Below are 13309 nucleotides of genomic sequence, written 5' to 3' on the forward strand. Positions count from 1 at the left end.
TGTGTGCCGAATGCAGATGTATGTAGACGTCATATTGCCCCTACCTTTGGAAGGATTGTTCACCTATTCCGTGCCCGACGAATTGTCAATGAGAGTAGGTGAGGGGATACGTGTGCAGGTGCCACTAGGCAAAAGCAAACGGTATACGGCGATGGTGGCTAAGATTCATGAGACGAAACCGGATTTTAAAGTACGTCCCATCCTTGCCGTTCTTGACGAATCGCGTATGTTGTTACCACAACAATTGAAGTTGTGGCAATGGATAGCCGACTATTATCTGTCGCCGATTGGCGAGATTTATAAAGCAGCTTTGCCCTCCGGTCTGAAAGCAGAGGATGGTTATCGACCTAAGACGGAGGTGTATGTGGGATTGGCAGAGCCTTTTCGTACTGAGCAAGCATTACATGTGGCGCTGAATATTTTGGCACGTGCCACCAAGCAAGCCCATACTTTCGCGGTATTTTTGGCTTTGAGTCATTGGGATTCGTTGCAAGGCGATACACCGCAGCAACCGATAACCGAGATAACGCGCGAAGAACTGATGAACGAAGTGCATGCCACGTTGGCTCATGTGCGTGCCCTCATCGACAGAAAGATACTTTATCTCTATGAAAAAGAGGTGGGACGACTGAATGGAACTGTCCGTCCTATGCCCGAAAATATCAAGCCGCTCAATGATGTTCAGACAGTGGCGTATCGCGAGATAGCCGCTCAATTCCAAAAGCGACAAGTAGTTTTGTTGCATGGAGTGACGTCGAGTGGTAAGACAGAACTCTATATTCACTTGATACAAGAGGCTATCGACCGTGGCGAACAGGTGTTGTACCTGCTTCCGGAGATAGCTTTGACGGTGCAGATGACCGAGAGATTGCAACGCGTCTTTGGCAATCGACTGGGTATCTATCATAGTAAATATAGCGATGTCGAGCGTGTTGAGATTTGGCAGAAGCAACTATCAGACCATCCCTACGATGTGATTCTCGGTGCACGCAGTGCTGGCTTCCTTCCATTTCAGCGGTTGGGGTTCGTCGTTATAGACGAAGAACATGAGTCAAGTTTTAAACAACAAGACCCAGCACCGCGTTATCATGCACGAAGTGCGGCTATCGTGTTGGCACAGATGTATGGTGCGAAGACCCTGTTGGGTACGGCTACGCCCTCAATGGAGAGCTACTACAATGCGCAAACGGGCAAATACGGACTGGTAACGCTCCAAACCCGCTATCAAGGCATACAACTTCCGGAAATACAGGTGGTCGATGTGAAAGACTTACGACGTCGCAAGATTATGCGTGGGGCGTTTTCTCCGGTGCTATTGAAGGCTATTAGAGAGGCTTTGGCAGCCGACCAACAAGTGATACTCTTTCAAAATAGGCGTGGATTTGCACCGATGATAGAGTGTAAGGTGTGCGGATGGGTGCCTAAATGTGATAACTGCGACGTGTCGCTCACATTGCATAAGAATATGAATCAACTGTCGTGTCACTACTGTGGATTTACTTATTCCGTGCCCGAAGAGTGCCCTAATTGTGGTAATACCGACCTGCATGGGCGTGGTATTGGTACCGAGAAGATAGAAAGTTTGATTACTGAGGAGTTCCCCGAAGCCCGAGTGGCTCGTATGGATCTTGATACTACACGTACGAAAAATGCTTATGAACGTATTATTCGCGACTTTGCTGCCGGACGTACCAACCTCTTAATTGGTACGCAGATGGTGACCAAGGGGTTGGACTTTGATCGTGTGAGTGTGGTGGGAATATTGGATGCCGACTCGATGTTGAATTATCCTGATTTCAGAGCCTACGAACATGCTTTTATGATGATGGCACAGGTGAGTGGAAGAGCAGGCCGAAAAGGTGCTCGCGGACGTGTTATCCTACAAACGAAGAATCCTGATTTGTCGGTTATCAATCAAGTGGTGCATCACGATTTCAAGGGGTTCTATACCGATTTGATGGAAGAACGCCGTCTATTCCGTTATCCACCATTTTTCCATTTGGTGTATGTCTACTTGAAACATCGCAATGCAGATGTGGTAGAGTCAGCCGGATTGGAACTTGGCGGACGCTTGCGCCAGTATTTTGGTGATCGGGTTTTGGGGCCCGATAAGCCGGCTGTAGCACGTGTAAAGCAACTTCATATTCGCAAATTGATGCTGAAATTAGAGAATGGTATCGACCAAAAGAAGGTGAGAGAGGTGTTGAGATGGGTGCAGGTAGAGTTGATGAAGGATAAGCGCTACGCCCTCTTGCAGATATATTACGATGTAGATCCTATGTAAAAAGGTATTGTCCGTTTGGAACAATACCCTTTTACACTGTTAGAAGTGAGGATTTAAAAGTTAGGAGTCAATAGATCATAACTGAAAACAAAAAGCCCCTCACATGGAATGAGGGGCACGAGAGAATTATTTAAAAATCTATATCTAGTCCGATACCAAATACTCGGTTGGTACGAGTGAAGTCGTCTGCACCGTAAAGCAAGCTTTTGCCATCGCCTTGAGGGGTGGTAAGCAGACCTTGGGTAGTTTGTAAAGCTGCTTTGACTTTGCTTTCGTCCATGCCTAATGCACCTCCCAGCTTGCCAACAATGCCTCCGGCCAAATTTGAAAGATTATTGTAGTTGTTGGTATTACGCTTGTAATGTGTATAATTAGTTTGGAAATAAGCGAGGTTCAAAGTCATCTTCTTGTTGAGATGTATGCCGACACCGAGTCCGAACGAGTAGCTATTCACATTGAAGCTGATGTCTTCCATATACTCATCTGTCATTTGATAGCGTGTAACCTGGGTACCACCACTCACGGTAAAACGTTTGTTGATGTCGTATTCAGCACCGAAGAGATACTCGTTGGTATCACCTCCGAGCAGTTTTTGCTTATTATTATAGAGATGGGCATTCTTGTCGAAGTAGTGATGCCAACCGGCATTGAGTCGCAATGTGGGTAGTACAGACCACTGGGCACCCACAGTGAGTAGGCTGGGAGAGTCTTCTTCTACTTCTTTTCCATCTTCAAATTTTGCCAATTGTTTAAGGTTCTTGGCGCTCTCGCTATTTGCCGATTTGTTTTTCAAGCGCATACTAGTCTTGAATTCGTATTTAGCTGCGAAGTTGAAATCTCCCGTTTTGTAGTCGATACCCAAGATAGGAGCGAGTCCCCAACCTGTTTGGTCGCAGTTGAGGGTTACATCTTGTGTCGCAATACCGAGTGCACCGAGGCTGGCTCCTTTGATTTTGTAATCCTTAGCCGAGGCAGCGGCTGCTGTGGCAGCGGCTACATTGCCTGCTTTTGCATATTGTTCGGCTGCAGCGGCATATTTACCTGCTGCCTCGAAAGCGGCTGCCGACTGTGCTGTAAAAGCTGATGGTGCATTGACAAATTCTGTAGAACCGGCAGTACGCACCTTGATGTTACGCACATAACCATAATAGTTGGCATTGCCATAGAGCAGTCGCAGACCACCATATACAGAGAGATGGTCATTGATTTTGTATGCTGTTCCGAGTGTAAATCCAAAGTAATATTGTCTACCACGCATGTATGTATCCATGTCGTATTGCTCAATAGCGGGGAGTCCAAGTGCTCCTAAACCGAGTTTGGTAGTCAATGCGTCAAGGTGACCGGATAGTAATGGCAGCATGGCAACGCTACTTTCAAACGAACCTAAGCCTTTGGCAAACTCTGCTTTACCTCCTCCGCCGGTAACGGCAAAATTGAATTGGAAACTCCACTTGCCTTTGTTGTAGGCTGTTTGTAAAGCAGGAAGGATGGGCGCATTGGCAACTCCTTTGAAGGTCTTATTGGTTTTGCCCTCATTCTGTGCTCCGAAAGCAAAAGCACCAAAGGTCGAATTGACACTACGAGTTTGATGTGCATTCTGTATATTGATTGATAGATGCCATCCATCGTTGAGGAATACCACACCGGCAGGATTGAAATATACTCCGTCTATAGCAATGGCTGCGTCGCGAGCCGGGTTGCGAAGGAAGGTAACACTTTGGTTAGTATTGGTTAATAAACCACCTGCCCATGAGAATTGAGACGTTAACAAAATTGCAACAACAATTATAAATTTTAACTTAGTCATCTTGAATAGTTGTAAAAAATATGTCTGCAAAGTTATTAAAAATGTTCTATAATTCTCTAATAAGGTTTTATTTATTTAGTAATGTTAACAATGTAACAATAAAAGCCTGCACAAATCAGTATGTTTGTGCAGGCTTTTAGGCATGTAGTATTGTTTAGTTGGCTACAGCCAATAAACTGATATATTATATAATATGGTATATACGATAAGCTTATTTCGGCTTTCCGGTTGTATCAGTTGGCTGCTTTGGTGCATCTTTGATACCTTTTTTGAGTTCTGGATAAGAGATACGCGTGTGGTAAATAGCTTTAAGTCGCTCAATAGCGACTTGTTTAGCCTGACTTATATCACGGAATGTGATAGGGCATTCGGTGAAGAATCCATCGGCCACTTGGGCGTCAATGAGTTTGTTAACCAAAGCGCTGATACTCTCTTCGGTGTATTCCGGCAACGAGCGGGAGGCTGCTTCTACCGTGTCGGCCATCATCAATATGGCTTGTTCGCGTGTGAATGGATTCGGACCGGGGTAGGTAAAGCTCTCCATATCTATTTCTTCATCGGGGTGAGCATTCTTGTAATTCACGTAGAAATACTTGGCTACACCACGCCCATGATGTGTAACGATGAAGTCTTTGATAAACGATGGAAGGTTATTCTTTTCTGCCATCTTTACTCCTTCGGGCACATGGTTGATGATAATCTGTGCACTTTCCTTGGGAGTCATATTATCGTGAGGGTTTATACCGACCTGATTCTCGGTGAAGAAGACTGGGTTTTCCATCTTCCCTATGTCGTGATAGAGTGCTCCGGTACGCACGAGGAGACTGTTGGCACCTATCTTATTGGCAATCTCTGCGGCCAAATTACCCACTGTAATGGAATGTTGGAAAGTGCCGGGAGCTATCTCGCTCATGTCGCGCAAGAGTCCCTTGTTGGTGTTAGAGAGCTCGAAGAGCGTTACGTCGCTTGTAAATCCGAATGCCTTCTCAATGAGATACATCATCGGGTAAGTGAGTAATAGGAAGATACCGTTGGCAATGAAGTGGTAGTACATGTCTTGATTCAACTTCGATACATCCTCGTTTTGCATCATCTGCAAGGCAAAATAAACGAGGAACGTACCAACGGTGACAAGTAATGCCGTCTTAAATACCTGCGAACGTTTGGATAGTTCGCGTAGCGAATAGATGGCTATGAGCCCGGCTACCAATTGTATGATGATGAATTCGTATTGGTATTTCACGGCCGCGGCACTGATAAGAATCATCGTACAGTGTGCGATGAATGCCGTGCGAGAGTCCATAAATACGCGAATGAAGATAGGTACCATCGCAAAAGGCAGGATATATACGCTGAAGATGCTGTGGCTCATCATCAAAGATACCAAGATGGGGAAGATGGTAATGAGCGAATAGAGCATCATAATGCTTCGTTGGTCGCGGAAATAGTCGCGTCTGAAGAGTGCCAGATAGGTCGTGAAGAGCGTGATAAGCATAAAGACAAAGATGCATTGACCGATAGTGGTGTACGTAATCTCTTGCTTACTGGCATTGCGTCGAGACATTTCGCGCTCGAAAGAGCTAAGCACTCGGTACACATAATCATCTACAATCTCACCTCGGTCGATGATTTTTTGCCCACTCATCACCATTCCGCTGGCGATAGGAATACCACTCAATATGTCGTTTTTCTCCGTTTCACTGCGCTCACTGTCGTATTCTAGGTTTGGTACAATGTAGTTATTGAGATTCAGTCGTTGCAAGAGCGGGCGCTGTTGAGCTAACTTCTCATCTTGGAACAACTGTTCATATGCAGTCATGGTAGAGTAGATACAGTTGATTTGTACACCTGTTGCTTTCTTTCCATTGACTATTCGGAGGATGTTGGTAGAATCTTTTGCCAGTACATTATACTCCGGCATCTTCATGATACCGGCTTGATAAAGTCTGTGAAAACGGTCTAGTAACAAGATTTTATACTCTTCTGTGAGTCCCGATGAACTGTTGGCAAAGTCTTTTTTGAACTTTGCCACCTGCTGTTTTTCTACATAACTATTATAATTATAGTAGGGCTGGAACAATTCCATCATGGAGTCTTGCTCGGATTTCAGTATCTCATCGGTCTTATAAATGGGGAAATCGAACTTCGCGATGAACGAACCGTACATCCATGGTTTACCCACATCGTAGCGGAAATGCTGTACTTCGTTGCGTGGCAAGAACCATACAATGACAGCAACCGTAATGGATATGAGGGCTAGGCGACTGAAAAGATTTCGCCAATAGTACTTAGATGTCTTGTAAGAATATCTCATTATAAACGGTGTTTATGTCTATTATTATGCGAAAATACAAAAAAAGAACGGCATTACTGGAAAAAATATATTAATTTTGCAAGAAATATCTATATCTTATCTACATTGATTGAGGATGGCAGAAAGAAAAGTAAGGGTGCGTTTCGCGCCTAGTCCAACAGGAGCTTTGCATATTGGCGGTGTTCGCACAGCATTGTATAATTATCTATTCGCACGTCAACATGGTGGCGAACTCGTATTCAGAATAGAGGATACCGACTCACATCGGTTTGTTCCCGGAGCCGAAGAATACATCATTGAGTCGTTCCGTTGGTTGGGAATTCGTTTCGACGAGGGTGTCAGCTTTGGTGGACAGCATGGTCCTTATCGCCAAAGTGAGCGCCGAGAAATCTATAAAGAGTATGTCAGGCAGTTGCTTGACAACGGTAAAGCCTACATAGCTTTCGATACACCAGAGGAACTTGAGGCCAAACATCAGGAGATTGCCAACTTCCAATACGATGCTCGTACACGCATGCAGATGCGCAATTCTCTTACATTATCAAAAGAAGAGGTAGACCAACTCATTGAGGATGGAAAGCAATATACTGTTCGTTTCAAGATAGAACCGGGTAGGGAAGTGCATGTTCACGACTTGATTCGTGGCGAAGTCGTTATTAAGAGCGATATTCTAGACGATAAAGTGCTCTATAAGAGTGCCGACGAGTTGCCTACATATCATCTTGCCAACATCGTCGACGACTACTTGATGGAAATCACACACGTCATTCGTGGTGAGGAATGGTTGCCAAGTGCGCCCCTTCATGTGCTGTTGTATGAGGCTTTCGGATGGGCCGATACCATGCCGGAGTTTGCACATTTGCCTCTGTTATTGAAGCCCGAAGGCAAGGGAAAGCTTAGTAAGCGCGACGGAGACCGCCTCGGTTTCCCCGTATTTCCATTGGAATGGCACGACCCTAAGACCGGAGAAGTGTCGTCAGGATACCGCGAAAGCGGCTATTTCCCAGAGGCTGTAATCAACTTCCTCGCTTTGTTGGGATGGAATCCGGGGACAGAACAAGAACTGTTTACGCTGGATGAACTGGTTCAGGTATTCGATATTACAAAGTGTTCTAAGAGTGGTGCTAAGTTCGACTACCAAAAAGGAATGTGGTTTAACCACGAATATATCCTGCGTAAGAGCGACGATGAAATTGCCAAATTGTTTGCCCCCATCGTTGCCAACAACGGTGTAGAAGAGTCTATGGAGCGTGTTACGCAGGTGGTTCACATGATGAAAGACCGCGTAAGCTTCGTTAAAGAATTATGGCCCTTATGCTCTTTCTTCTTTATTGCGCCTACTGAGTACGACGAGAAGACAGCCCGCAAGCGTTGGAAGGAATATTCTGCCCAGCAAATGGCGGAGTTGGCCGATGTCATTGAAGGTATTTCCGACTTCTCAATAGAAAACCAAGAGACTGTGGTGTTCAAATGGGTTGAGGATAAGGAATATAAGTTGGGCGATGTGATGAATGCGTTCCGACTAGCATTGGTGGGTATCGGCAAAGGTCCCGGCATGTTCGATATTACCGCATTCTTAGGAAAAGAAGAGACGCTGACACGTCTTCGCCGTGCCATTGAGGTCTTAAAATAAGTTTGTATCAGTATTAAAGAGGAAATAGCATAGTCGTGTATCAAGTCATCATATACCTATATCTGATTGGAGTAGCTATTGCCAGTCTCTTCAATAAGAAGGTCAAAAAGATGTGGAAAGGCGAGCGTCAGGCTATCGCTTTGCTGCGTGAGCAAGTTGATCCTGCTGCAAAGTACGTTTGGTTTCATGCTGCTTCGCTTGGCGAATTTGAACAAGGACGCCCTTTGATGGAACGTATGCGGCGCGAACATCCTGAATATAAGATACTGCTTACATTCTTTTCTCCCTCAGGCTATGAAGTGCGAAAGAACTACGAGGGTGCAGATATAGTTTGTTATCTGCCCCTTGATACCATTCGCAATGCCCGTCGATTCCTGCGTACGGTGCGTCCCGTCATGGCCTTTTTCATCAAATATGAGTTTTGGTACAACTATCTGCACATCTTGAAGCATCGAGGTGTGCCTGCTTATAGTGTGTCTAGTATTTTTCACGAAGACCAAATCTTCTTCAAATGGTATGGTCGTCGATATGCAGAAGTATTGAAATGTTTCAAACGTTTCTTTGTACAGAACGCTGAGAGTAAGGCTCTTTTGGCTAGATTCGGTGTTACCGATGTCGACGTGGTGGGCGATACGCGTTTCGACCGTGTACTTCAAATCAAGGAAGCCAGCAAGCGTTTGCCCATTGTTGAGGCTTTCAAGCAAGAGCGTCCGGTGTTTGTTGCCGGGTCTAGTTGGCCTCCTGATGAGGATATTTTCATCTCTTATTTCAATGAGCATAAGGATTGGAAGTTGATTATCGCACCTCATGTGATAGGTGAAGACCACTTGAAACAAATCCTCTCCAAGCTCAATCGCAAAGCGATACGATATACTCAAGCGACTCAGGAAGAGGCTGCTACGGCTGACTGTCTTATCATAGACTGTTTTGGTTTGCTGTCGTCAATCTATCATTATGGCGAGGTGTCGTATGTAGGTGGTGGTTTCGGTGTGGGCATCCATAATGTCTTGGAAGCTGCCGTTTGGAATATTCCTGTGATATTTGGCCCGAACAATAAGCATTTTCAGGAGGCTCAAGGACTTATGGCAGCCAAAGGTGGCTTTGAGATTACTAATGCCGACGACTTCAATAGCTTGATGTCTCAATTCGCCCAAACCGATTTCTTGAAAGCCAGTGGCGATGCTGCTGGCCGATTTGTTGCCGGTTTTACGGGTGCTACCGATAAAGTGCTCAGTCATTTATAACTATTTCTCGCTTCGATGCCAGCCTATTTGCCTTGAAGATAGGCTTTCTTTGTTTCATCGGTACACGAATTGCTTCTTTTTTATGGGTTTTGATGCAATTGTTTTCTAGATGATACCATTAATTCATTTGTTCTTCTTATTTTTGTAATGTCTATTTTGCTAATAGGATATACTTAGATAATACGATAACTTATAAACCCAAAATCATGTTTAAATTATTCAGGATACTACTTGTAGCTTTATTGCTTACCGTTGTTTCTACGCTTCATGCGCAACTCATTCCGCAACCTACCAACGTGCAATGGGGGCAAGGTGGTTATACGCTTACCGCAAAAACTACTATCAGTTGTGATAATGCTTCGCTGCGTCCGGCTGCTGCTTATTTAGCTAAACTGCTGGCTACACCCACCGGTTATGCCTTTCGTCAGAAGAAGGGTAAAGGTTCCATTCGTCTTATGTTGACCAATAAGGGTATTAGTGGTAGCTATCAACTGCAGTCCGATATGCGTGGTATCACCATCAAGGGAGCCGACTATCGTGGCGTGGTGAATGGCATTGCTACGCTCCGCCAGTTGTTGCCTGTGCAAATAGAGTCGCGCGAGGCTGTAAAACGTGTTTGGACGGTGCCGGCAGTGAATATTACCGATACTCCCAAGTTTGCTTGGCGTGGCATGGAACTAGATTGTTCTCGCCATTTCTTTACCCGTGATGAGGTGATGGAATTACTTGATGTGTTGGCGCTTTACAAGATAAATAAGTTTCATTGGCACCTCACTGATGACCAAGGATGGCGCATCGAAATCAAGAAGTACCCGCTGTTGACACAGAATGGGGCTTGGCGTACATACAATAATCAGGATACCGTTTGTATCAATCGTGCCCAAAAGGAGGATAATCCAGCTCTCATGCCAGCGGCTAAGAATGTACGTGGTGATGGCAAGTATGGTGGCTTCTATACGCAAGACGATATTCGTGCCATTGTATCTTATGCTCGCGACCGCGGTATCGACGTCATTCCAGAGATTGATATGCCCGGTCATAGTTTGGCTGCTATTGCCAATTACAAAGGACTTTCGTGTTTTGAACAGACTGGTTGGGGCAAATTGTTCACCACACCGCTATGTCCCGGCAAAGACCACATGCTTGATTTTTGCAAGGATGTATGGCGCGAAGTGTTCTCACTCTTCCCCGGTGAGTATGTACATATAGGCGGTGACGAGGTCGATCAGAAGAATTGGAAGACTTGTCCCGACTGCCAACGTCGCATTAAAGAGCAGCATTTGAAAAACGAGCATGAGTTACAGGCGTGGTTCCTCCATGAGATGGAGAAGTTCATCAATGCTAATGGGCGCAAGATGATAGGCTGGGACGAGATTATCGAAGGTGGACTCTCGGCTACGTCTACGGTGATGTGGTGGCGCAACTGGAATCCATCGGCACCCAAACAAGCTGCAGATCACGGTAATTCTGTGATTCTAACACCGAATACCGAATTCTATCTTGACTACGATGGCGATGCTGCCGGCATGCAAAAAATATATGGTTACAACATGCGTCCTAATGGAGTGACAGAGGCCAACAGCCACTTGGTACTCGGTGTACAGGGCAATCTATGGACGGAATGGGTACCCACACGCGAGCGAATGTATTTCCAGTCGTTCCCCCGAATGTTGGCAGTGGCTGAGTTAGGTTGGAATGGAACGGGTAAAGACTGGGATGGTTTCAATCGTAGAGTAGTGGCTCATTACCCTCGTTTGCAACAGTTAGGTGTGACTTATCGCATTCCACCGCTCACCGGATTCCATCGGGTGAATGTGTTTACCGATGAGGCGCAGGTGAAAGTAGATTGTCAAGATCCCTCGGCTGTGATACGTTATACCACTGATGGCAGTATTCCACAAGCCTCTTCACAGCGTTATACCGCACCGTTGCGTGTGACTTCTACCACCGATTTCGCGTTCCGCTTGTTCGGAACTGATGGACGTAAAGACAACACCGTGCATTTCCGCTATCAGAAAGAAGATTATGCTCCGGCCGTATCTGCGGATAATGTCAAACCCGGATTGCACGTAGTGTGGCATGAATATGATGGTTCCGGTTGTGCAGGCATAGAGAAGGCGCCGATTAATGGCACTTATACAGTTGATAAAGTAGAGATTCCGAAAGAGGTAAGTGGTAACATCGGGTTGGTGATAACGGGCTATATCGATGTTCCCGAAGATGGTATTTATACTTTTGCATTGTTGTCCGACGACGGTAGTTTGCTGAAAGTAGATGGTCAGATGGTCGTCGATAACGATGGAGACCATTCACCACAAGAGGTTGTGGGGCAGCATGCCATGCGCAAGGGGCTGCATCCTATTGAGGTAAGATACTTCGACCACAACGGTGGACAGTTGAGCCTGCGGGTGTCAGGTGCCGGTCAAGTGAGCTATCGACACTAGTTTTTATATGTCATTATAACTAGATGGACCGACCTATGGACTTGTTTCTGTAGGTCGGTTTCTTTGTTTAATTACTTCCTATTACCTCTTTATCTACTCCATGGAAACCTTGTTTACTCGCCATTTTGCCTACTTGTTAACTCTCTATATATCCCTCCCCTTTTGGGGAGGGTCAGGGTGGGGCTGCTGCTTCGCTTCAGCAGCAATGCTGTTTCGGCTTTTCAGCTATGCTGTTTGAGCTATGCAGCAAGATTGCCAAGCCTCTGCAGCAAAACGAAAGGGAATATTTTGGCATTCCATACTTATTTATTACTTTTGCTTATGAATCGCATGGAGCGAATGATATGATAAACCTATGAAGTCGATTAGAGAAATATACAAGATTGGGATAGGTCCTTCGAGCAGTCACACGATGGGACCTCATAGAGCTTCCAAGATTTTTGTGGAACGCCATGAAAACGCAACACACTTTGAAGTGACCCTCTATGGCAGTCTGGCTGCTACCGGTAAAGGACATATGACGGATATGGCTATTGAGGAAGTGCTTACTCCTGTGGCTCCCGTAACTATTCATTGGGAACCTACAGTCTTCTTGCCTTACCATCCGAATGGTATGAAGTTTGCAGCTTTTGATGCTGATGGGAAGATCAATGAAGAATGGACGGTGTACAGTATCGGTGGTGGAAATCTGTCAGAGGGAATCGAAGATACATTGGCAGACGTCGAAGATACCTATCAGTTGAATACGCTTACCGAGATTCAAGCGTGGTGCGAAGACCACGGTATGAGCTTTTGGGAATATGTGGAACAGTGTGAAAGCAAAGATATATGGGATTTCCTTGCTGAGGTTTGGCATGTGATGGAGGATGCCGTGAAGCGCGGTATAGAGACCGAGGGAGTATTGCCCGGTGTGTTACATTTGCCTCGTAAGGCCTCTACCTATTATGTGAAGGCTCAGGGATTCCGACAGTCGTTGCAGTCACGCGGACTGGTTTATGCCTACGCATTGGCTGTGAGCGAAGAGAATGCGGCCGGTGGAACGGTGGTCACTGCACCTACTTGTGGTGCTTGTGGCGTCATTCCGGCAGTGCTTTATCATTTACGTCATGCCCATAACTTCAGCGAAACGAAGATTCTACATGCCTTGGCAACTGCCGGATTGTTCGGTAATATCGTGAAGCAGAATGCTTCTATATCGGGCGCCGACGTAGGTTGTCAAGGTGAGGTAGGGGTAGCTTGCGCCATGGCTTCAGCCGCTTCGTGCCAGTTGTTTGGCGGTACGCCCTCGCAAGTAGAGTATGCTGCCGAGATGGGATTGGAACATCACTTGGGTATGACTTGCGATCCTGTGTGCGGATTGGTACAGATTCCGTGTATCGAGCGTAATGCCTTTGCGGCCGCTCGTGCCCTCGATGCCAATCTATATTCAACTTTCTCCGATGGTAAACACCGTGTATCGTTCGACCATGTGGTGGAGGTGATGAAGCAAACTGGCCACGACTTGCCTTCGGTATATAAAGAAACGAGTGAAGGGGGGCTAGCGAGGGCGTATAGGAAGAAGTAAAACCTCACCCCCGTCCCCT

Annotated in this window: 7 protein-coding genes; 5 read left to right on the plus strand and 2 right to left on the minus strand. The window is 45.9% G+C overall.

The annotated features are described in order from the left end of the window. Positions 1-16 precede the first annotated feature (16 nt). Positions 17-2284 carry a replication restart helicase PriA gene (gene priA, locus HMPREF3034_RS09575; protein ID WP_062435130.1) on the plus strand — a complete coding sequence of 756 codons (2268 nt, stop codon included), beginning with the start codon at positions 17-19 and terminating at the stop codon, positions 2282-2284. 130 nt (positions 2285-2414) lie between these two features. Here the strand turns inward: priA and HMPREF3034_RS09580 are convergent, their stop codons facing one another. After that, positions 2415-4091, minus strand: a complete 1677-nt coding sequence (locus tag HMPREF3034_RS09580; protein WP_062435118.1) for an OmpP1/FadL family transporter — start codon at positions 4089-4091, stop codon at positions 2415-2417. Positions 4092-4302: 211 nt separating this feature from the next. After that, entirely contained in the window at positions 4303-6405 is a 2103-nt protein-coding gene (locus tag HMPREF3034_RS09585) for an HD family phosphohydrolase (protein ID WP_036899551.1), read from the minus strand. Between the two features lie 115 nt (positions 6406-6520). Here HMPREF3034_RS09585 and gltX point away from each other — a divergent pair, with 115 nt between their 5' ends. From gltX to HMPREF3034_RS09605, 4 genes are all read left to right on the plus strand, one after another. Further along, positions 6521-8038, plus strand: coding sequence for a glutamate--tRNA ligase (gene gltX / locus HMPREF3034_RS09590; RefSeq protein ID WP_062435123.1), 1518 nt, complete (start codon positions 6521-6523; stop codon positions 8036-8038). A gap of 35 nt (positions 8039-8073) precedes the next feature. After that, positions 8074-9282: a 3-deoxy-D-manno-octulosonic acid transferase gene (locus HMPREF3034_RS09595; protein WP_036899556.1), complete on the plus strand. Its 1209-nt coding sequence runs from the start codon at positions 8074-8076 to the stop codon at positions 9280-9282. A 206-nt stretch (positions 9283-9488) separates the two neighbouring features. Continuing rightward, positions 9489-11726 (plus strand): family 20 glycosylhydrolase, encoded by a 2238-nt coding sequence (locus HMPREF3034_RS09600; RefSeq protein WP_062435124.1) that lies wholly within the window; start codon positions 9489-9491, stop codon positions 11724-11726. A 355-nt stretch (positions 11727-12081) separates the two neighbouring features. Continuing rightward, the gene (locus tag HMPREF3034_RS09605; protein ID WP_062435127.1) at positions 12082-13290 is read left to right on the plus strand and encodes an L-serine ammonia-lyase; all 1209 of its coding nucleotides are present in this window, start codon (positions 12082-12084) and stop codon (positions 13288-13290) included. The last annotated feature ends 19 nt before the right edge of the window (positions 13291-13309 follow it).

Origin of the sequence: Prevotella sp. DNF00663 (assembly GCF_001553265.1) — a bacterium.
Taxonomy (GTDB): Bacteria; Bacteroidota; Bacteroidia; order Bacteroidales; family Bacteroidaceae; genus Prevotella.